This window comes from Pseudomonas wadenswilerensis (genome assembly GCF_900497695.1).
In the GTDB taxonomy this organism is placed as follows: Bacteria; Pseudomonadota; Gammaproteobacteria; order Pseudomonadales; family Pseudomonadaceae; genus Aquipseudomonas; species Aquipseudomonas wadenswilerensis.
Genome location: NZ_UIDD01000008.1, coordinates 281,362 through 301,570, shown reverse-complemented (window position 1 = coordinate 301,570; position 20,209 = coordinate 281,362). Strand labels below are relative to the sequence as shown.

16 protein-coding genes are annotated in these 20,209 nt (G+C 63.9%); 11 read left to right on the top strand and 5 right to left on the bottom strand.

Going from position 1 to position 20,209, the window contains the following annotated elements; translation table 11 throughout:
• Nucleotides 1–7: 7 nt before the first annotated feature.
• Nucleotides 8–1,429 (bottom strand): purine-cytosine permease family protein, encoded by a 1,422-nt coding sequence (locus CCOS864_RS16845; RefSeq protein ID WP_115087484.1) that lies wholly within the window; start codon nt 1,427–1,429, stop codon nt 8–10.
• A 329-nt stretch (nt 1,430–1,758) separates the two neighbouring features.
• Between CCOS864_RS16845 and CCOS864_RS16840 the strand changes: the two genes are divergently transcribed.
• The 4 genes from CCOS864_RS16840 to CCOS864_RS16825 are packed head-to-tail and all read left to right on the top strand — an operon-like array spanning nt 1,759 to nt 7,878.
• Entirely contained in the window at nt 1,759–2,244 is a 486-nt protein-coding gene (locus CCOS864_RS16840) for a DUF2165 family protein (RefSeq protein ID WP_115087483.1), read from the top strand.
• 24 nt (nt 2,245–2,268) lie between these two features.
• Nucleotides 2,269–3,366, top strand: a complete 1,098-nt coding sequence (locus tag CCOS864_RS16835) for an efflux RND transporter periplasmic adaptor subunit (RefSeq protein ID WP_115087482.1) — start codon at nt 2,269–2,271, stop codon at nt 3,364–3,366.
• A 22-nt stretch (nt 3,367–3,388) separates the two neighbouring features.
• Nucleotides 3,389–6,472: a MexW/MexI family multidrug efflux RND transporter permease subunit gene (locus tag CCOS864_RS16830; protein WP_115087481.1), complete on the top strand. Its 3,084-nt coding sequence runs from the start codon at nt 3,389–3,391 to the stop codon at nt 6,470–6,472.
• Nucleotides 6,469–7,878, top strand: a complete 1,410-nt coding sequence (locus CCOS864_RS16825; RefSeq protein WP_115087480.1) for an efflux transporter outer membrane subunit — start codon at nt 6,469–6,471, stop codon at nt 7,876–7,878. Before CCOS864_RS16830 ends, CCOS864_RS16825 begins: the two co-directional genes overlap by 4 nt.
• Before the next feature lie 1,727 nt (nt 7,879–9,605).
• Here the strand turns inward: CCOS864_RS16825 and CCOS864_RS16820 are convergent.
• Both CCOS864_RS16820 and CCOS864_RS16815 read right to left on the bottom strand, forming a co-directional pair.
• Nucleotides 9,606–10,343 (bottom strand): nitroreductase family protein, encoded by a 738-nt coding sequence (locus CCOS864_RS16820; RefSeq protein ID WP_115087479.1) that lies wholly within the window; start codon nt 10,341–10,343, stop codon nt 9,606–9,608.
• A 30-nt stretch (nt 10,344–10,373) separates the two neighbouring features.
• A complete protein-coding gene (locus CCOS864_RS16815; RefSeq protein ID WP_115087478.1) occupies nt 10,374–11,033 on the bottom strand; it encodes a helix-turn-helix transcriptional regulator in 660 nt (219 codons plus the stop codon).
• Between the two features lie 312 nt (nt 11,034–11,345).
• Between CCOS864_RS16815 and CCOS864_RS16810 the strand changes: the two genes are divergently transcribed.
• The 6 genes from CCOS864_RS16810 to CCOS864_RS16785 all read left to right on the top strand — a co-directional run bounded on the left by CCOS864_RS16810 (nt 11,346) and on the right by CCOS864_RS16785 (nt 17,396).
• The gene (locus CCOS864_RS16810) at nt 11,346–12,389 is read left to right on the top strand and encodes a methyltransferase (RefSeq protein ID WP_115087477.1); all 1,044 of its coding nucleotides are present in this window, start codon (nt 11,346–11,348) and stop codon (nt 12,387–12,389) included.
• The gene (locus tag CCOS864_RS16805) at nt 12,389–13,279 is read left to right on the top strand and encodes a VOC family protein (RefSeq protein ID WP_115087476.1); all 891 of its coding nucleotides are present in this window, start codon (nt 12,389–12,391) and stop codon (nt 13,277–13,279) included. Before CCOS864_RS16810 ends, CCOS864_RS16805 begins: the two co-directional genes overlap by 1 nt.
• An 81-nt stretch (nt 13,280–13,360) precedes the next feature.
• On the top strand, nt 13,361–14,371 hold the full coding sequence (locus CCOS864_RS16800; protein WP_115087475.1) for a formylglycine-generating enzyme family protein: 1,011 nt from the start codon (nt 13,361–13,363) through the stop codon (nt 14,369–14,371).
• A 29-nt stretch (nt 14,372–14,400) separates the two neighbouring features.
• On the top strand, nt 14,401–14,997 hold the full coding sequence (gene ribA / locus CCOS864_RS16795) for a GTP cyclohydrolase II RibA (protein WP_115087474.1): 597 nt from the start codon (nt 14,401–14,403) through the stop codon (nt 14,995–14,997).
• Between the two features lie 29 nt (nt 14,998–15,026).
• Nucleotides 15,027–16,718 (top strand): WD40 repeat domain-containing protein, encoded by a 1,692-nt coding sequence (locus CCOS864_RS16790; RefSeq protein ID WP_115087473.1) that lies wholly within the window; start codon nt 15,027–15,029, stop codon nt 16,716–16,718.
• 18 nt (nt 16,719–16,736) lie between these two features.
• A complete protein-coding gene (locus CCOS864_RS16785) occupies nt 16,737–17,396 on the top strand; it encodes an SAM-dependent methyltransferase (RefSeq protein WP_115087472.1) in 660 nt (219 codons plus the stop codon).
• Between the two features lie 46 nt (nt 17,397–17,442).
• Here CCOS864_RS16785 and CCOS864_RS16780 read toward each other — a convergent pair whose 3' ends face one another.
• Together CCOS864_RS16780 and CCOS864_RS16775 are read right to left on the bottom strand one after the other, a co-directional pair.
• A complete protein-coding gene (locus CCOS864_RS16780) occupies nt 17,443–18,171 on the bottom strand; it encodes a class I SAM-dependent methyltransferase (protein ID WP_115087471.1) in 729 nt (242 codons plus the stop codon).
• Nucleotides 18,172–18,206: 35 nt separating this feature from the next.
• Nucleotides 18,207–19,634, bottom strand: coding sequence for an MFS transporter (locus CCOS864_RS16775; protein ID WP_115087470.1), 1,428 nt, complete (start codon nt 19,632–19,634; stop codon nt 18,207–18,209).
• A 185-nt stretch (nt 19,635–19,819) separates the two neighbouring features.
• Here CCOS864_RS16775 and CCOS864_RS16770 point away from each other — a divergent pair, with 185 nt between their 5' ends.
• Nucleotides 19,820–20,140: a YbjQ family protein gene (locus CCOS864_RS16770; RefSeq protein ID WP_115087469.1), complete on the top strand. Its 321-nt coding sequence runs from the start codon at nt 19,820–19,822 to the stop codon at nt 20,138–20,140.
• The last annotated feature ends 69 nt before the right edge of the window (nt 20,141–20,209 follow it).

Below are 20,209 nucleotides of genomic sequence, written 5' to 3'. Positions count from 1 at the left end.
TTTTGTTTCAGGATTGGCTGCTTTGCGGCAGGATCATCTGCGCCGGGGCATCGGCGGCCTTGCGCCGTGCAACCAGGTAATACAGCACGCTCGGCACCACCAGGCCGATGATCCACGACAGGTCGACGCCGCCCAGATGGGCAACCATGGGACCGGTGTAGAGCTTGGTGGAAATGAACGGCATCTGCACCAGCACGCCAATGGTGTAGACGATGATGCCGGGCATGTTCCAGCGCCCGTAGCGGCCGTTGGGATTACCCAGTGCCGGCACGTCGTAGCGCTCCTTGGTGATGAAGTAGTAGTCCACCAGGTTGACCGCACTCCAGGGCACGAAGAAAGTCAGCAGGAACAGGATGAACGACTTGAACGCAGCCAGGAACGAATGCTGGCCGAGCAGGGCGATCAGGGTCGAGGCACCGACAATGGCCAGGACGAAGAACAGGCGCTGGCGCCGGGTCACTTCGATGTGCCCGCGAAAGCCACTGATGATGGTGGCGATGCACATGAAGCTGCCGTAGGAGTTGAGGGTGGAGATGGTCACCTTGCCGAAGGCGACGCTGAAGTACAGCAGCGCGGCGGTGGCGCCGGTACCGCCCAGGCCAACGATGTAGGCCACTTCACGGCCGGAGAACTGGCCGTTGGCAATCGCTGCGGCAAACACCCCGAGCACCATCGACGCCTGGGCGCCGACCACCGAGCCCAGGCCCGCGGCGAGGAAGGTCTTGAACGATGAGGTGTTGCTCGGCAGGTAGCGCGAGTAGTCGGCGACATACGGGCCGAAGGAAATTTGCCAGGACGCCGACAGCGACACTGCGAGCAGGAACGAGGCCCAGGTGAAGTGGCGGTTCTCCAGCAACTGGCTGATGTCGCTGATGACCATGATGCGGCTGAACAGGTAGACGAAGGCGATGATCCCCAGCACGCTGGCGACCCGGCCGATCCAGTGGATCATGCGGTAGCCGAACACCGTGGCGAGGACGATGACCCCGGCGAAGATCAGGATGCCGGCGCTGTCACTGACACTCAGCAACTGGCCGATGGCCTGGCCCGAAAGCACTGTGCCGGTGGCGGTGAAGCCCAGGTACATCAGGCACACCAGGGCAATCGGGATGGCCGCGCCATACACACCGAACTGCACGCGGCTGGAGATCATCTGCGGCAGGCCGAGTTTCGGCCCCTGGGCGGCGTGCAGGGCCATGACCGCGCCACCGACCAGTTGGCCGAGCAGCAGGCCGATCAGCGACCAGAACACATCGCCACCAAGCACCACGGCCAGGGCCCCGGTGACGATTGCGGTGATTTGCAGGTTGGCGCCCAGCCACAGGGTGAACTGGCTGTAGAGGCGTCCGTGTCGTTCGTTTTCCGGGATGTAGTCGATCGAGCGCCGCTCGATCAGGGGCTTGCTGCGCGAGGCATTGGCCTGGGTCATTGCTCGGGATCTCCGCCTATTGTTGTGTTGTCGCGGTCGGGTCGCCAGCCGAACGCAGGTGGGCGACTGAAACAGATATGAGCATGTATATACAAATACAGTCAAGTGAAGGTGTCGACTTTGCTGCACCCATCCGTCGCGATGGATGAAGGTGATCAATTCAGTGCTCGGGGCAGGGCTTCGCAAGCCTGCGTCGGCAAAGCATGACCGCCGACAATGTTTTACCTGAGCAGGGTGGTTAGCGTTCTGTGGGTTGTGCATTGGCAGGCACGGCTCTAATATCCAAGTGTTTTCTTGTGTTATTGCGCTCAACCACCACGGACGTTCAAATGGATTTGCACACTTCCCTCTGGCTGTTCCAGGCCGTTCAGGCCATTGGCCTGAGCCTCTGGCTCGGCATCGCGGTACTCAACAACCTGCAGGCGTTTCGCGCTTCCCTCGGCGCGGTTGGCGCGACCATGGCCATGGCTCCGTTACGCCAGGCACCGGCCATCGATATTCCGCTGTTGTCCCGGGCCCTGCACTCCACTGCTGCCCACCGCATCGCCTTGCTGGTGGTGCTGGTACTGCAGGTGGTCGCGGCGGTCGCGGCCCTGATCGGCACCTACGTCCTGTTGATCGGTACCGGGCTCGAGTCAGCGCGGCCCTGGCTGAACCTGGCCCTGAGCGCGTTTCTCGGTTTTTCCTTCGCCATGCTCCTGGGCGGGTTGTGGTTCGGCTACTGGATTCGCCAGGAAGGCTTGCAACTGACCCATCTGGTACTGGTGCTCTGGGCCCTGCTGGCCTTCGTGGTGTTCAACGTGCAGTGGGCCTGAGGCCAGCCTCACAGGGAGTGATGGATGAACAGGAAGAACCTCGCGCTCGGCACCGTACTGGTGGGCGCAGCAATAGCGTTGCTGGTGGTCTGGCAACAACCGCATGGCGCACAGGCTTCGGCGCCGCCGGCCAGGTCGCTTATCAAGGTGGCATTGGGCACGGTGCAGCGTGGCCCGGCCAACGGTTTTTTCGCCGGGGTCGGCGAGCTTGAGGCGGCGCGCCAGGTGCTGGTCTCGGCTGAGATCGGCGGGCGGGTGACGCGGATCAACTTCGTCTCCGGGCAAAAGGTGCGCCGTGGCGATGTGCTGATCACCCTCAACGACGCCCCCGAGCAGGCCGAACGCATTCGCCTGCAGGCGCAGTTGCACAATGCGCAGATCAACCACCGCCGGGTCCGTGAGCTGGTGGCGGAAAACGCCGCCACCCAGGAGCAGCTCGACAACGCCCTGGCCGCCCGCGACATGGCCAGCGGCGAACTGGCGCACACCGAGGCGGTAATCGCGCAGAAGACCATCCGCGCGCCCTTCGACGGCGTGCTGGGCATTCGCAAGGTCAACGAAGGCCAGTACCTGAATGTCGGCGATGCCATCGTCAGCCTGATCGACACCCGCACCTTGTATGTGAACTTCTCCCTCGACGAGCAACTGAGCATCCACCTCAAGCCCGGGCAGCCGGTCGAGGTGCTGCTCGATGCCTATCCCGAGCGAACATTCCCGGCGCGCATCACCGCCATTGACCCATTGATCGGCCGTTCGCGCACGGTGCAGGTGCAGGCCACCCTGGACAACGCCGATGCGCTGCTCAAGGCCGGCATGTATGCCAGCGTCAAGGTCGCCGACCCGCAGGTGGCCGAGATCCTCAGCGTGCCGGAAACCGCCGTGACCTACACCGCCTATGGCGACACGGTGTTCCTCGCCCGCCATGACGAACAGCAACAGGCGCTGGTGGTGCAACGGGTGCCGGTGAAGATCGGCGAGCGCCAGGACGGCCGGGTGATCATCCTCGAAGGGCTGGACGAGGCCGACCAGGTGGTGACCTCCGGCCAGCTCAAGCTCAGTGACGGGGTAGCGGTGGAAGCCACCGCAGACACCCTGCAAGCCCCGGCGCTGTCCGGCTCCTGACCGATCGCCCAGAGACCTTCCGATGAAATTCACCGATCTGTTCGTGCGTCGGCCGGTGCTGGCGCTGGTGGTCAGCATCCTTATCCTGCTGCTGGGCATCCTCTCCCTGCGCCAGTTGCCGATCCGCCAATACCCGATGCTGGAAAGTTCCACCATCACCGTCACCACCGAATACCCCGGCGCCTCGGCCGAGCTGATGCAGGGCTTCGTCACCCAGCCGATCGCCCAGGCGGTGTCGTCGGTCGAGGGCATCGACTACCTGTCGTCGTCCTCGGTGCAGGGCCGCAGCCTGGTCACCGTACGCATGGAGCTCAACCGCGATTCGACCCAGGCGCTGACCGAAGTCATGGCCAAGGTCAACCAGGTGCGCTTTCGCCTGCCCGAGCAGGCCTATGACCCGGTGATCGAACGCTCGTCCGGCGAGTCGACGGCGGTGGCCTATATCGGCTTTGCCAGCAACAGCCTGTCGACTCCGGCGATGACCGACTACCTGGCGCGGGTGGTCGAGCCGATCCTGACCACCATCGACGGTGTGGCCAAGGTTCAGGTGTTTGGTGGCCAGACCCTGTCGATGCGTCTGTGGATCGACCCGGCGCGCCTGGCTGCACGCGGCCTGACGGCTGCGGATGTCGCCGAGGCAGTCAGGCGCAACAACTACCAGGCAGCGCCCGGCAAGGTCAAAGGCCAGTTCGTGGTCTCCAACATTCGGGTCAACACCGACCTGACCAGCGTCGGCGAATTTCGCGAGCTGGTGATCCGCAACGACGGCAATGGCCTGGTGCGCATCAAGGATGTCGGCACCGTCGAGCTGGGCGCCGCCTCGGTGGAAACCAGCGCCTCCATGGATGGCGTGCGCGCCGTGCACCTGGGCCTGTTTCCGACCCCCGGCGGCAACCCGTTGGTGATCGTCGACGGTATCCGCAAGGTGCTGCCGGACATCCGCAAGACCCTGCCGCCGGACGTCAAGGCCGAGCTGGCGTTCGAGACCGCGCGCTTCATCCAGGCGTCCATCGACGAGGTGACCAAGACCCTGCTCGAAGCGCTGCTGATCGTGGTGATCGTCATCTACCTGTGCCTGGGTTCGCTGCGTACGGTGCTGATTCCGGTGGTGACCATTCCGCTGTCGATGCTTGGCGCGGCGGCACTGATGCTGATGTTTGGCTTCAGCCTCAACTTGTTGACCTTGCTGGCCATGGTCCTGGCCGTTGGCCTGGTGGTGGACGATGCCATCGTCGTGGTGGAGAACGTCCACCGCCATATCGAGGAGGGTAAGACTCCGGTGGCCGCTGCCCTGGTGGGGGCGCGGGAAGTGGCCGGGCCGGTGATTGCCATGACCATCACCCTGGCTGCGGTGTACGCGCCGATCGGCATGATGGGCGGGTTGACCGGCGCGCTGTTTCGCGAGTTTGCCCTGACCCTGGCCGGGGCGGTGGTGGTCTCCGGGGTGGTGGCCCTGACCCTGTCGCCCGTGATGAGCTCGTTCCTGTTGCAGTCCAAACAGTCGGAAGGGCGCATGGCCCATGCCGCCAACCGCTTCTTCGACGCCCTGGCAACGCGCTACAGCCGGGCGCTGGAGTTCTCCCTGGCACGGCGCTGGCTGAGCGTGGGTTTTGCCTTGCTGGTGCTGCTCAGCTTGCCCTGGCTGTACGGCTTGCCCCAGCGCGAATTGGCACCGACCGAAGACCAGGCCGGGCTGCTGACCGCGATCAAGGCACCGCAGCACGCCAACCTCGAGTACGTCGAGCGCTTTGCCGACAAGCTCGACCAGGTCTACAACCGTCTGCCGGAAACCGTCAGCACCTGGATCATCAACGGCAGCGACGGCCTGGCCTCGGGCATCGGCGGCATCAACCTGTCGTTGTGGGACGAACGGGAGCGTACCGCTGCGCAGATCCAGGTCGACTTGCAGGCGGCGGTCAACGATGTCGAAGGCACCAGCATCTTCGCCTTCCAGCTGCCGGCCTTGCCGGGTTCCACCGGTGGCTTGCCGGTGCAACTGGTGCTGCGCAGTTCCCAGGATTATCAGGTGCTGTACCAGACCATGGAGGAGATCAAGCAGAAGGCCCGAGACAGTGGTCTGTTCGCTGTGGTCGACAGCGACCTGGACTACAACAACCCGGTGGTCCAGGTGCGGGTCGACCGGGCCAAGGCCAATAGCATGGGCATTCGCATGCAGGACATCGGCGAGTCGCTGGCGGTGCTGGTGGGGGAGAACTACCTGAACCGCTTCGGCCTGGAAGGGCGCTCCTACGACGTGATCGCACAGAGCCCGCGCAGCCAGCGCCTGACCGCGCAAACCCTGACCCGCCAGTACGTGCGCAGCGAAGACGGCACCCTGGTGCCGCTGTCGACGGTGGTGCAGGTGTCCGAGCAGGTCGAGCCGAACAAACTGACCCAGTTCAACCAGCAGAACGCCGCGACCTTTCAGGGCATTCCGGCGGCCGGGGTGACCCTGGGCGATGCGGTAGCGTTTCTCGACCAGGTGGCGGCATCATTGCCGGCCGGCTTCAGCTATGACTGGCAGTCCGATGCGCGTCAGTACACCCAGGAGGGCAGTGCGCTGATGCTGGCATTCCTGGCGGCGGTGATCGTCATCTACCTGGTGCTGGCGGCGCAGTACGAAAGTCTGATCGACCCGCTGATCATCCTCATCACCGTGCCGCTGTCGATCAGTGGTGCGCTGATTCCGCTGGCACTGGGCTATGCGACGGTGAACATCTACACCCAGATCGGCCTGGTGACCCTGATTGGCCTGATCAGCAAGCACGGCATCCTCATGGTTGAATTCGCCAACACCCTGCAGGAAGAAGAGCAGCTTGACCGTGCTGCGGCGATCAGCAAGGCGGCGCAGATTCGGTTGCGGCCGATCCTGATGACCACTGCGGCCATGGTGGTAGGCCTGATCCCCTTGCTGTTCGCCTCCGGCGCCGGGGCCAACAGCCGTTTCGGCCTGGGCCTGGTGATTGTCTGCGGCATGTTGATCGGCACCCTGTTCACCCTGTTCGTGCTGCCCACGGTGTACAGCCTGTTGGCGCGCAAACACTCGGTGGCTGCGCGCACGCCGCGTGCGGTGTCCCTGGCTGATGCGCTGAGGAGCGAAGGATGAACAGAGCGAACCTGGCCCTGGCCTGTGTGCTTTCGAGCCTGGCAGTGGCGGGCTGCAAGGTCGGCCCCGACTATGAAAAGGCAACCCCTGCGCCAATCCCCTTGAGCACGCCGCAACAGCAGCAGTTTGCCGCGGGTGCGCAGTTGCCGGCGCAGTGGTGGTCGTTTTTCGATGACCCGCAACTCGATCACCTGGTCGACACCGCGCTCAAGCACAACCACGACATCCGCCAGGCCCAGGCCAACCTGCTGGCGGCGCGGGCGCTGTTCGATGACCGGCACCTGGACCAATATCCAGGGGTGACCGCGCGCACCGGCTTCAGCCAGAGCCTTGAGCAACAGCAACTGGCCGATGGCAGCGAGCCGCAGCGCATGTTCTCGCGCAGCTATCGCGCAGGTTTTGACGTGCAGTGGGAGATCGACCTGTTCGGCCGTTTGCAGCGCCTGACCGCTGCGGCTGAGGCACGCTCGGAGGCGGCGCGGGCGGACCTTGAGCAGATGCGCCTGAGCATCGCCGCCGAAGTCGCCCGGGCCTATTACCAGCAACAGGGTTTGCGCCGCAGCCTTGAAGTGGCGCAGGCCCAGGTCCAGGCCTGGCGCGAAACCCTGAAACTCACCAGTGCCCAGGTGCGTGCCGGCAGCGGCCAGTACGAGGACGAGCAAAGTGCCCATGCCAACCTGCTGCTCAGCGAAGCGGCGGTGCCACCGTTGCAGGCATCGATCCAGGAGGCCGGGTACCGCCTGGATGTACTCACCGGACGTGCGCCCAGCCTTGCCCAAGAGCCTGCGCAAGCACGGTTTTTGCCACCGCTGGCGCGGCAACTGCCTTTGGGCGACGTCAACGCGCTGATCAACAATCGCCCGGATGTCGCCAGTGCCGAACGGCAACTGGCGGCCAGCAGCGAAGACGTCGGCGTGGCCACCGCCGAGCTGTACCCGCGCCTGGACCTGGGCGGCTTCATCGGCTTCTTTGCTTTGCGCAGCGGCGACCTGGGCAGCGCGGCGCGGGCCTACGAACTGGCGCCAACGGTGACCTGGCCGGCGTTCCGCTTGGGCAATGCCAAAGCCCGTTTGCGAGCTGCCGAGGCGCAATCGCAAGGAGCGCAGGCGCGCTATGAGCAGTCACTGTTGCTGGCCCGCGAAGAAGTGGAAAACGCCGTCACTCGCCTGGCCCGCAACCAGACCCGCCTCGGCGCGCTGATGCAGTCGGCGGCCCATGGCGCTGATGCCATCGACATCGCCTCCAAGCGCTATCGGCGCGGGGCGGGTACCTACATGGCCGTGCTGGAAAACCAGCGCGCGTTCTTCTTGATCAAGCGTGAAGTGGCGGAGGCGGAGACCGCTTCGTACCTGAATGCGATTGCCTTGTACAAGGCGTTGGGCTGGGGCAGTGGTGGGGTGCAGTGATCGGCTCATCGCGGGTCCGGCGTACACAGATCCACTGTGGGAGCTGGCTTGCCAGCGATGAGGCCGGTCCAGCCAGCACTTCAGTGTTGCCTGGATTACGACCGCTGCGCGCTCGATCGCTGGCAAGGCCAGCTCCCACAAGTCCGGCGTACAGAGATCGATTGTGGGAGCTGGCTTGCCAGCGATGAGGCCGGTCAGTCAGCACTTCAGTGTTGCCTGGATTGCGACCGCTGCGGGCTCAATCGCTGGCAAGGCCAGCTCCCACAAGTCCGGCGTACAGAGATCCACTGTGGGAGCTGGCTTGCCAGCGATGAGGCCGGCCCAGTCAGTACTTCAGTGTTGCCTGGATTACGACCGCTGCGCGCTCGATCGCTGGCAAGGCCAGCTCCCACAAGTCCGGCGTACAGAGATCCACTGTGGGAGCTGGCTTGCCAGCGATGAGGCCGGTCCAGCCAACACATCACGTGGTGTCTGGATTGCGACCGCTGCGCGCTCGATCGCTGGCAAGGCCAGCTCCCACAAGTCCGGCGTACAGAGATCGATTGTGGGAGCTGGCTTGCCAGCGATGAGGCCGGTCCAGCCAGCACATCACGTGGTGTCTGGATTGCGACCGCTGCGCGCTCGATCGCTGGCAAGGCCAGCTCCCACAAGTCCGGCGTACACAGATCCACTGTGGGAGCTGGCTTGCCAGCGATGAGGCCGGTCCAGCCAGCACATCAGGTGGTGTCTGGATTGCGACCGCTGCGCGCTCGATCGCCGGCAAGGCCGGCTCCCACAGGTCCGGCGTACAGAGATCCACTGTGGGAGCTGGCTTGCCAGCGATGAGGCCGGTCCAGTCAGCACTTCAGTGTTGCCTGGATTGCGACCGCTGCGCGCTCGATCGCCGGCAAGGCCAGCTCCCACAAGTCCGGCGTACACAAATCCACTGTGGGAGCTGGCTTGCCAGCGATGAGGCCGGTCCAGCCAGCACATTACGTGGTGTCTGGATTGCGACCGCTGCGCGCTCGATCGCTGGCAAGGCCAGCTCCCACAAGTCCGGCGTACAGAGATCCACTGTGGGAGCTGGCTTGCCAGCGATGAGGCCGGTCCAGCCAGCACATCAGGTGGTGTCTGGATTGCGACCGCTGCGCGTTCGATCGCTGGCAAGGCCAGCTCCCACAAGTCCGGCGTACACAGATCCACTGTGGGAGCTGGCTTGCCAGCGATGAGGCCGGTCCAGCCAGCACATCAGGTGGTGTCTGGATTGCGACCGCTGCGCGCTCGATCGCCGGCAAGGCCGGCTCCCACAGGTTCGGCGTACAGAGATCGATTGTGGGAGCTGGCTTGCCAGCGATGAGGCCGGTCCAGCCAGCACATCACGTGGTGTCTGGATTGCGACCGCTGCGCGCTCGATCGCCGGCAAGGCCAGCTCCCACAAGTCCGGCGTACAGAGATCCACTGTGGGAGCTGGCTTGCCAGCGATGAGGCCGGTCCAGCCAGCACATCAGGTGGTGTCTGGATTGCGACCGCTGCGCGCTCGATCGCCGGCAAGGCCGGCTCCCACAGGTCCGGCGTACACAGATCCACTGTGGGAGCTGGCTTGCCAGCGATGAGGCCGGTCCAGCCAGCACATCACGTGGTGTCTGGATTGCGACCGCTGCGCGCTCGATCGCTGGCAAGGCCAGCTCCCACAAGTCCGGCGTACAGAGATCCACTGTGGGAGCGGGCTTGACCCGCGATGAGACCGTTCAGTCCGCCGCCAACCCGTTGGCCAGCAACTGCGCTTTGAGCTGCGGCCGATAATTGCGCGCATAGCAACGACCGATACTGCCCGACCAATTCTGCCCCTCAACCCGCCCGGCAACTTGCCAATGCTCCATCAGCGCAGCATCGTATGCCTCGATCGCCGCCGGCAACGCTTGGGCGTCATAGCGCTCGTCATGACGAAACGAAGCCAAGGGCAAACGCGGTTTTTGCAGCGCCGGCTGTTGCACGTAACCCAGCGCAACCCCGCACAGGGCAAAGGATTTTTCCGGCAAGCCGAGCAGCTCGATCATGCCGCTGGCGTTGGCGCGAATGCCGCCCACCGGCACCACGCCCAAACCCAGCGAGCGCGCCGCGGTCATCAGCATCGAGAGGATGATGCCGCCATCGGTGCAGGCGGCAATCATGCCTTCCAGGTGTTGGTGGATGCACTGCTGGTCACCGCTCAGGCGCGCTGCCAGTTCGGTCTTGTAGAAGTCCACTACCAAGGTGATGAACACCGGCGCCGCGGCAATCCACGGTTGCCCACCGGCAAGCTCGGCGATTTGCCGGCGGCGCTCGGCATCGCGCACCACCACCGCGGAAATATGCTGAGCATTGAACGAAGTCGGCGCCTGGTGGGCCGCCTGGAGGATGGCGTCAAGCAGGTCGTCGCTGATCGGTCTGCTGTGGAAACTGCGCTCGCTGCGGTGGCTGGCGAGCAGCTCGATGGTCGGGTTCATGTGCGCCTCATTCCTTAAGGACTTAGGGGGTTACTGCGCGGGCGCCGTCCTCGGCGAAACCCGGTACACGCAGCGTCGGTCACCTGATATCAGATGTTCGCAGCGCTCGACAAGCGCCTGCTCGCCAAACACCGACTGGAAGATCTGCAACTCTGAGCGGCAAAACCCCTGGCAGCGTGATGCCGCCACACAAATAGGGCAGTGGTTTTCGATGATCAGCCAGCCGTTGTCGCTCTCGACCATTTCCGCCATGTAGCCGGCGCGTTCGCGCAGTTGCACCAGGACCCGCACCTTGTCTTCGATCGTTTCGGCCAGGCTGCAGGCCTGCAGGTATTCGCTGCGGTTGGCGGTTTCCATGCGGGTGATGAGTTGGTCGACGCCTTCATGGCCGAACACCTGTTCGACCGTCTCGATCAGTTGCAGGGTCAGCACGCTGTGGGAGTCGGGGAAGCGCCGCTGCGCGGCTTCGGTCAGGGTCCACTTCTGCGAAGGACGGCCAGCGCCCTTGGCCGGTGCACTGATGCCAGTGATCAGCTCGGCGCTCTGCAGCTTCTGGATCTGCTGGCGCGCGGCTTCAAAGGTGATGTCCAGCAAGCTGGCAAGGTCGGTGGTTTTCAGCGCGCCACGGGTCTTGAGCAAAAACAGGATGCGGTCGGCGGTGGAGCTGGCGTCGGCGGCGGGTGCAGTCATCGTGTGCAAATAACCCTGCGAATAGGCGTTAACGGTCGACCTGTGGCGCCATCCATTGCGCAGGTAACGAGCTTGAGCATAGCCAGTTTTAGCATTGCGATGGTTATTTGTAAAAGGTATCAGCAGTAAAGTTTAAAGCTCGAAAAAATATAAAAGATCGAATTTGTGTTTTTCCAGCCAGCGACTAGGATCATTTCTTAGTTTTGCGCCTGTGGCCGCAGTGAGCACCGCCAACAGCCAGAACCTTGCCGTGCACGGCAGGCCATCGGCCTGGAACATGCAGGAAATGAAACTCAACAGGGAAGTGAGTGTATGAATGCGCAAAAACCGGTGACCATCTATGAACACGCCGAGGAAACCAATGCCCTCAATGGTGTGTTCGACCTGGTGAAACTCTCCGATCAGTACCGCCAGTCGGCCATCCTCCATGCGGCGGTGGCGCACCAGGTGTTCGACCACACCCGCACGCCGGTCAAGGCCGAGGCCGTGAGCCTGGCGCTGGGCTGGGTGGCCAACAAGGGCAAGATCTTCCTCAATGCCCTGGTCGCCATGGGCCTGCTGCAAAAAACCGACAACGGTTTCGTCAACCAGCCGTTGAGCGAGCGCTTCCTGGTCAGCAGCAGTGCTGAATTCATCGGCCCGATCATTGCTCACCAGCGCCTGCAATGGCAGAACTGGCCGCGCCTGGGCGAGATTCTCAGCACCACCCGGTCACTGGACTTTCAGCAGGAAAACCGCTTCAAGCATGACATCGCCGCCCGCGATGCCTTTAACGATGCCATGGTCCGCTTCAGCCAGCCAATGGTCGATGTACTGCGTGAGCTGTCAGTCTTTGACCAGGCGAAGACGGTCATCGACCTGGCTGGCGGCCACGGTACCTACATCGCCGAGATCGCCCGCCGCCACCCGCAGGTCAGCGGCGAAATCTGGGACCTGGGCGCCACCCGCCAGGCGGCCGAGAGCACCATTGGCAAGTACCAGCTCGAGCAGCGCCTGAGCTTCAAGGAGCGCAACCTGCTCGACCTTGCCCGTTACCAGGACGCGCGCGCCGACGTGGTGATGCTCAACGACTGCCTGCATTACTTCACCCGTGAACAGACCACCACGCTGATCAAGGGCGCCAGCCGGTTGCTCGAACAACACGGCGCCTTGCTGATCCTCAGCATGACCCTGGACGAGGACGAGATTCACCCGGCGCTGTCGGCTGACTTCTCCCTGCACATGATGGTCAACACCGTGAATGGCGAGCTGCACCCGACCCGCTGGCTGGCAAAACAGCTGCAGGATCAGGGCCTGAGCGTCGACCAGGAGCCGATCGGTCGCTACACCCTGCTGGTCGGGCGGAGGGTCAACTGATGCTCAAGTTCATTCTGCTGCACGGGGCCAATCCTGACGCCCGTGCGCTGACCCTGATCGGTGAGCTGGGCCAGGTGGCCAGCGCCGCCGGTTTCGAATTGCACGCTACCGCGCAACTGTCCCGCCAGGGCGAGGCCGATGGCCTGATCGTGCTGCTGGCAAGTGATCAGCAAGCGGCGCTGGCGGCCCAGCTCAAGGCAGCCGAAGCCCTCTATCGCAATACGGCGGTGACCCTGGTGCGCCTGGCCGACAGCCAGGGCAGGGAGCCTGCTGCAGAGGCCATCAACCAGCAGCTGTCGCAGGCTGCGGCCTGCTTCGTCTACCCCTATGGCCTGACCCAGCTGGACAAGCCGCAGTCGAGCGAGGCGCTGAAAACCTGGCTGGCCGGGTACGCGAAGTTTACCGCTGCAGTAAAGATGTGGCGTGCCCTTGAAGGGGTGTCGATCGACGCCGCCGCGCTGGCCCGCCAGCAGCCGCAGCTCAATCACATCAACATCCTGGCCCGTGATCTGGAGGTTTCCCAGGCCTTCTACCGCAACATCTTCGGCGCGCGCTACTGCTACAACCTCGGCCCGCGCAAGGTGGTGATGGAGCTAAACGGCTTTGATTTCTTCATCGAGCAGAGCGCCGAGTTCAGCTACCCGCCGGGCTATCATATCGGCATTCGCGCCTTGCCCGAAGACGTCAAGCGCATCGCCGAGCGGGTCACCGCCAATGGCTCGATCAAGCTGGTCAAGGGCAACGGCCCGGCGCCGGGTTATCACCATGGCCCGGATAACGTGCGCAGCGCCGTGTACTTCGAAGACCCCGATGGCCTGGTGGTCGAAGTCTACAGCGCGGAAATCGAGATGATCGAAACCAATCGCCGGCTGCTGCTCGACCAGCTCTGAGGCTACCCCTGGGTACTACGTCGTGGGCCGAACCGGGTTCGGCCCCGTCGTGGGCGTCGTTACTCAAAACAAGGTGCAAGGATGAACAGTCTCAAGGATCGGCACTGGCCGCGGCTCCCCAGCCCGCTGCCCAAAGATGTTACCGACCGGGTGCTGATGGGCTACCCGGAACATTACCTGGAATACCCGCTGGTGGAGCAGGTGGGGCTGGCGATCAGCTCGATGCTCGATACACCGGTCGAACAATTGCTGGCGCTGCTTGAAAGCGCTGGCGCGCCGCTGTACCGGCGCATTGCCGCTGGCGAAGTGCTGGGCTTGCGCGGCGACCCGCGCATCGATGTGTTCAACCCGCAGATGATCGACATTCCCGCTGCGACCGTGCAGATCGGCCTGGACCCTGCAAGGGTCGGCCAGGTCATGGACGACTTCGAGGGCCTGGGCCTGGACCGTAGCTGGATCGAGAAGGAAACCCCGCTGCACAGCGTCGATCTGGACCGCTACCGCATCGCCCGCTTTGCCGTGACCAACAGCGAGTACCGGGAATTCTTGCTCGACACCGGCCACCCGGCGCTGCCCAGCAGCTGGGCCTTCGGCCGCTACCCGTTGCAGCGCGCCAACCACCCGGTGTACAGCGTCAGTGACACGGACGCCGATGCCTATGCGCAGTGGTTGAGCCAGCGCACCGGCCGACGCTTCAGCCTGCCCACCGAAGCCCAGTGGGAACATGCCGCGGCCGGGCCCCAGCGCCTGCAGTTTCCCTGGGGCGAGAGCTTCCACGCCGAATACGCCAACACCATCGAACTGGGTTACCTGGACAGCACCCCGGTGGGGGTATTTCCCCAGGGCGCCTCGGTGTTTGGTGCGCTGGACATGGCCGGTAACGTCGAGGAATACGTCGCCGATGACTATCGGCCGTACCCCGGTGGCCCGCAGATCAACGACGACCTGGTACTGGATGTCGGTCGTCACCGTATCGCCCGTGGTGGCAGCTTCACGCGCTTTCGCGACCTGGCGCGCAACCCTCGGCGACATGGGCGCTACCCGCGACCGATCTATGTCATGGGCTTTCGCCTGGTAGAAAACAACAACTGAATCATCTGTCAATCGTGCGAGGTTTGATCATGAACAACGACGTTTCGCTGCACACCAAGGTGCCGATTTCCATTTTGGGCGGTTCGGTCGACGCTCACTTCTTCGGCTTCAAGGGCTTCGACAAGCACAACGAGCATTTTGCCGTCGGCATCAACCTGGACAAGGCCGAGGTGCCGCTGGTGCGGGTGCATTCCGAATGCATTACCGGCGATGTGTTCGGCTCCCAGCGCTGCGACTGCGGCCCGCAATTGCAGGAGGCCCTCAACACCCTGAACGTGCAGGGCGGCTACCTGATCTACCTGCGTCAGGAGGGCCGTGGTATCGGCCTGTACTCCAAGTTCGAGACGTACCTGCTGCAGGACCGTGGCCTGGACACCTATGAGGCCAATCTCGAACTCAACCATCCGGCGGATTCGCGCAGCTTCAGCCCCGCGGCGCAGATGCTCAAGGCCCTCAACGTGCACCGCTGCCGTCTGCTCACCAACAACCCCGACAAGGTCCAGCAACTGCGTGATGGCGGCATCGACGTGGTCGACCAGGTGCCGACCGGGGTGTTCCTCACCCAGCACAACCGCAACTACCTGCTGTCGAAGGTGGCCAAGTCCAGCCACTCCATCAAGCTTTGATTGTTCTCTGAAGAAAAAAGGATTTTTCGATGAAACACATAGGCCCCATCAGCGGCATTGCCGCCCATGCAGCAGAGTTCGTGGCCACCGCCGGCTACGACAACCAGGTCATCCTGTGGAACGCCCGCACCGGTTTGCCGATCCATCGCGTGCACCATGATCACCTGGCCAACCAGTGTGCCTTCAGCGCCGACGGCAAGCACCTGGTCAGCGCCAGCAGCGACTACACCGCGCGGATCTGGGAAGTGCCGAGCATGCGCCTCAAGGCGGTGCTGTCCGGTCACCAGGACGACGTCGAGATGGCGGTGTTCTCGCCCGACGGCACGCTGGTTGCCACCTGTTCACGTGATCATGTGCTGCGCATTTTCGATTTGCAGGGCAACCTCAAGGGCAGTTTCCATGGCCACCAGGCCGACGTGATTTCGGTGGTCTGGTCGCCGGACGGCAAGCGCCTGATTTCCAGCAGCGACGATGGCACCGTGCGCCAGTGGGACACCACCAGCTTCGCCCAGTGCGATGAGGTGGATATCGGCGGCGTCGAGACCGACACCATTGCCATCACCCGCAACGGCGTGGTGTTCGCCGGCGACGACGAGGGGCGCATCTCGATCATCTGCCAGGGCCAGGTGCGCAGCGTTGCCGCCCACGACGCCGGGATCAAGCGCATCGTCTGGAACGATGACAAGCAACTGTTGGTAACCCTCAGCTACGACCGTTCGGCAATTCTCTGGCGCTTCGATGCCCAGCACAACCTCAGCAAGCTGCGCAGCACCGCGCTGCCGAGCATCATCTGGCCGCGCAGCTGCGCCTTTGTTGGCGAAGAAGAACTGGTGTTCGCCACCTTCGGTTCACGCTACGCCACCTGGAACTACGAGCGTGACGAGTGGAGCGTCGACGGTATCCAGCCCGCGGTCAGCATCAACGCGGTGGTGACTGCCCAGGGCCAGCAGTACAGCATCGGCGATGCCGGCTTGCTGTTTCGCGACAACAAGCCGGTGACCGGGGTCGGCAGCCTGTGCAACTTCCTCCTGCCGTTCGGGCCGCTGCTGTTGACCGGCGGGCAGATGGGCCAGGTGTTCGATGCCCTCAGCGGACAGCTGTTGTACCAGCACCGCTCGCCCCTGAACTGCGGCACCACCTTTGAAAAGGATGGCGTGCCGCATGCGTTGATCGGCACCTACACCGGCGAAGGCCTGGTGTTCATCCTCGACGGTCGCGACAGCCTGAAGCTGGTGGCTTCGATCGCCATGCACGACAACGCCATCAAGGGCGTGGCTGCCAATGAGCGTTACCTGTTCAGCGTCTGCGCCTCGGCCGACGCCGCCTTGCACCGCATCGACGACTTTAGTTGCGCCCGCCACATCGACAACGCCCACGCGCGGATCTCCAACGGTTGCTGCCAGATCGAAGGCGGCTTTGCCAGTATTGGTCGTGACCTCAAGCTGCGTCTGTGGCTGGAGGGCGGTGATGAGGTCTACGATTCGCCGCACCAGCACTCGATCAAGTGCATCGGCGCCTCGGCCGATGGCGCGATCATCGCCACCGCCGCCTACAACGGCACCGTGGCGCTGTTCAACCTGGCCACGCGCAGCTGGCAGCCGCTGCAACGGCCAACCGCGAGTGGCATTTCCTGTATCACCCACAGCGGCCAGCAGCATGATTTTCTGGCCAGCTCCTATGACGGCAACATCTATGGCATCGCCGCCCGGCGTGCTTCCTGAGTGCGAGGAGATCGGTCAATGAGCAAGCAGGCAGTGGATTTCATGGAGCCTTCGGCGTACCGCAAGGCCCTCGATACCTCGTTCGTGCACCGCTATAGCCATGGCGAAGACGAGTGGTCGTGGGACATCGGCATGGCCCGGGCGGCGCGGGTTTTCCTCGCGGCGCTGGGCGACAAGCCCGACCAGCGCATCCTCGATGTCGGCGTCGGACGTGGCCGCGATGCCTCGGAGTTCATCCAGGCCGGGCACCGGGTCACCGGCCTGGACATCGTCGAGAACTCCAGCTGGCCGCTATTGCGCAAGCGCTGGGGCGAACGCCTGGAGCTGGTCAACAGCGCCTTGCAGGACTGGCAGACAGCGGACGGTCGGCAGTTCGACGCGGTACTCGACAACGGCTGCTTCCACCATCAGCACCCCGATGAGTGGGATGCCTACCTGGCGCATATGCGCAGCCATGTGCGCAAGGGCGGTCTGATTGCCCTTAACGTCTTTGGCGTGGACAGTAGCAACCCGGTACCGGGCTGGCGCGAGATGGACAACCAGCGCCAGGGTTACTTCTTCACCGAGCAGGGCATCCGCGACAGCCTCGAAGGCTACGGTTTTGCCTGGCAGGAACTGGTGGTGATCGAACGCCAGCATGGCGACGCCATGTACCTGCTGGCGCTGGTCCGCAACTGAGGTGATCACGGCCGGGATCTGAGGTTTCAGCTCCCGGCCGTTCTGTTTACTTCCTGCAGATCAGGCCGATCTGCAGGCTGTTGCTTTCGAACCCATCCCAGTAGCCCGGCTCCCGGGCATCCTTGCGTTGTTTGCTGATCAAGGGCGCGATCCAGCGGCAGTCGCTGAACCCCGCGGCTTTTGCCGCGTCTTCATACACGTCCTGACGCCAGCGGTAGTAGGTGAAGTCGGCCGGCGGCGTGGACATGAACTGCGCCTTGCAGCGATAGCCGCCATTCACGACATTTTCATCCAGCACACTGATGCCATAGCGGGTGAAGTTGCCCTTGCCCAGGTCGAACGCCGGGTTGGCGGTATAGGCCACCAACTGGCCGCCGGGTTTGAGGTTCTGCGCGGCGCTGCTGAACATCCGCCCCAGCTCCTCGACGCTGCTGGCGTAATTGAACAGCCAGGCAGCGGTAACCTTGTCGTAGGTGCCGATGCGCCCCATCTGCGCCACGTCCCGCACTTCGTAGGCGATGCCGTCGTTGGCCTGGCGGGCCTGATAGATCATGCTCGGCGAAATATCCACGCCGCGCACATGGGCAGCGCCCCAGTCCTTGAGCTGACGGCTGAAAAAGCCGTGACCGCAGGCCAGGTCGAGAATCTCCAGGCCCTGCACGTTGCCGACCATGTAGCGGAAGGTATCGACTTCGATGCCGCGCTGGCTGGCGTGGCTGGTGAAGTCTTCAAACTGTTCGCTGATGCGCTCGTACACCTGTTTGGCTTCTTTCATCGCTGCTCCTTGCATCGGACGGGGGACTCAACTCATCAGGCCAGGGCCCTGGCCGGGTTTCGGGTAAGGCGCCAGGTCAGCAGCAGGGCCAGCGCTGGCGCCAGGGCAAACACGCTGAACAGCCACGTCGAGGCCTGCTGTGCCCCGGCGACGCCGCCGGGCTCGACCAGCCCGGCGCTGTTGCTGACCAGCCCGGCCAGCGCCGCGGACAGGGCGGTGGCGTACAGTTGCACGGTGGTGATCGACGCCGAGGCGAGGTTCTCTTCGCCTGCGCGGGCAGCGCTGAGCACCCGCGTCAGCAGGTGCGGCCAGCCCAGGCCGATCCCTAGCCCGACCCCGGCCAGGGCCAGGCAATACAACGCCAGGCCCGACGCCTGGGCCAGCCACGGCTGTTGCGGAGTCATCAGCGCCAGCGCCAGCAGGGCCACGAGGATCACTGCCGGGCCGAAGCGGATCATGCGCTCGGCGCCAGCACCTGTGCGGCTGGCGCTGAACAACGCGGCGACGGTCCAGCCTGCGGCCATGGCCGCCGTCATATAGCCGGCGGCAAGTGGGCTCAGGCCGTGAATTTCCTGAAGAAAATAGGGGACGAATATTTCCGTGGTGATCGCCGCGATCAGCAGGCACATCACCGCGTACAGCGCGCCCAGCGGCGTGCCCAGTGCGTAGGCGCCGGTGGGCAGCAGGCGTCGGCCAGGGGTGTGGTCGAGGCGGGCGATGAGTGCGGCAAGGGCCAGCCCCGCGCCGATGCCGATCAGGTTCCAGAGCAGCTGCGTCGACAGGCTGGCGGCGGAAATCGCCAGTACTGACGCCACCAGGCAGGCGATCAGGCCATAGGGCGGACGGGATTGCGAGCGGGCGGCAACCTTGTTGCTCAACTGGCTGATGACGATCAGCGCCAGCAGCGCCGCCACCGGCAGCAGTGACCAGAATGCCCAGCGCCAATGGCCGCCCTGGGCAAAGATGCCACCGACCGCCGGCCCGCACAGGGTGGCCACGCCCCACATGCCGGACACCAGGGCCATGGCCCGCGGCCACAGGCGTTCGTCGAACACCAGGCGGATCAGCGCGTAGCTCAGGGCAAACAGGATGCCGCCGCCCAGGCCCTGGACGCTGCGGCCGATCAGCAGCACCGGCATGCTGGGCGCTGCGGCGCAGATCACCGAGCCCAGGGCGAACACTGCCAGGGCCAGGAGAAAGGCTGCCCGCGCGCCCAGGCGTTCGATCAATTGCGCCGACAGGGTCGAACCGATGATCGAGGTGGCGACGAACAGGGTGGTGCTCCAGGCATAAAAGGCCAGGCCGCCGATGTCGGCAATCACGGTCGGCAAAATGGTGGTCACTATATAGACGTTGATCGCATGCAAGGCCACACCTCCGGCCAGGGCAATCGAGCGCAGGGCGTTGCGCCCGCGCAACAATTCAGCCCATGAAGCGGGGGCAGGGGGATGGGCGGTGTTCATGCGCGGCTCCTTCGCAGGTGGGGTTTCGAGTGGCTGAAAGTCTAGGTGCAGTCGCACTATTACACAATGTATTGCTTGTATAAATAGACCGCGCGACTGGCCTTGGTTTTGCTACCATCGCGTTTTTTTACCGCCCGCTCGCTGAAGCGTCGGGCGGCTGACTGGCAAGGCCGAAGGAGAGCAGTATGATCATCACTACCACAGGGACCATCGAAGGCCGGGAAATTGCCGCCTACCTGGATGTGGTCAGCGCCGAGTCGGTCCAGGGTATCAACGTGGTTCGCGATATTTTCGCCAGTTTCCGCGACTTTTTCGGTGGCCGTTCACAAACCCTGGAAAGCGCGCTGAAAGAGGCACGCATCCAGGCCACCGATGAAATCCGCGCCCGCGCGCGCAGCCTGCAGGCCGATGCAGTGGTGGGCCTGGATTACGAAATCAGCATGCCGTCGGCGCGCGGTGGCATGGTCGTGGTGTTTGTCACCGGCACCGCCGTAAAGCTCAAGTAAGCCTCTCAAGTCACCCTGGGGTGCGACAAAATAGCCCGGCCATTGGTCGGGCTTTTTTGTCTTTGCCCG

What these genes read in the sequence shown, in the direction of transcription:
- CCOS864_RS16845 (WP_115087484.1), bottom strand. Translation starts at nt 1,429, where the DNA reads ATGACCCAGGCCAATGCCTCGCGCAGCAAGCCCCTGATCGAGCGGCGC.
- CCOS864_RS16840 (WP_115087483.1), top strand. Translation starts at nt 1,759, where the DNA reads ATGGATTTGCACACTTCCCTCTGGCTGTTCCAGGCCGTTCAGGCCATT.
- CCOS864_RS16835 (WP_115087482.1), top strand. Translation starts at nt 2,269, where the DNA reads ATGAACAGGAAGAACCTCGCGCTCGGCACCGTACTGGTGGGCGCAGCA.
- CCOS864_RS16830 (WP_115087481.1), top strand. Translation starts at nt 3,389, where the DNA reads ATGAAATTCACCGATCTGTTCGTGCGTCGGCCGGTGCTGGCGCTGGTG.
- CCOS864_RS16825 (WP_115087480.1), top strand. Translation starts at nt 6,469, where the DNA reads ATGAACAGAGCGAACCTGGCCCTGGCCTGTGTGCTTTCGAGCCTGGCA.
- CCOS864_RS16820 (WP_115087479.1), bottom strand. Translation starts at nt 10,343, where the DNA reads ATGAACCCGACCATCGAGCTGCTCGCCAGCCACCGCAGCGAGCGCAGT.
- CCOS864_RS16815 (WP_115087478.1), bottom strand. Translation starts at nt 11,033, where the DNA reads ATGACTGCACCCGCCGCCGACGCCAGCTCCACCGCCGACCGCATCCTG.
- CCOS864_RS16810 (WP_115087477.1), top strand. Translation starts at nt 11,346, where the DNA reads ATGAATGCGCAAAAACCGGTGACCATCTATGAACACGCCGAGGAAACC.
- CCOS864_RS16805 (WP_115087476.1), top strand. Translation starts at nt 12,389, where the DNA reads ATGCTCAAGTTCATTCTGCTGCACGGGGCCAATCCTGACGCCCGTGCG.
- CCOS864_RS16800 (WP_115087475.1), top strand. Translation starts at nt 13,361, where the DNA reads ATGAACAGTCTCAAGGATCGGCACTGGCCGCGGCTCCCCAGCCCGCTG.
- ribA (WP_115087474.1), top strand. Translation starts at nt 14,401, where the DNA reads ATGAACAACGACGTTTCGCTGCACACCAAGGTGCCGATTTCCATTTTG.
- CCOS864_RS16790 (WP_115087473.1), top strand. Translation starts at nt 15,027, where the DNA reads ATGAAACACATAGGCCCCATCAGCGGCATTGCCGCCCATGCAGCAGAG.
- CCOS864_RS16785 (WP_115087472.1), top strand. Translation starts at nt 16,737, where the DNA reads ATGAGCAAGCAGGCAGTGGATTTCATGGAGCCTTCGGCGTACCGCAAG.
- CCOS864_RS16780 (WP_115087471.1), bottom strand. Translation starts at nt 18,171, where the DNA reads ATGAAAGAAGCCAAACAGGTGTACGAGCGCATCAGCGAACAGTTTGAA.
- CCOS864_RS16775 (WP_115087470.1), bottom strand. Translation starts at nt 19,634, where the DNA reads ATGAACACCGCCCATCCCCCTGCCCCCGCTTCATGGGCTGAATTGTTG.
- CCOS864_RS16770 (WP_115087469.1), top strand. Translation starts at nt 19,820, where the DNA reads ATGATCATCACTACCACAGGGACCATCGAAGGCCGGGAAATTGCCGCC.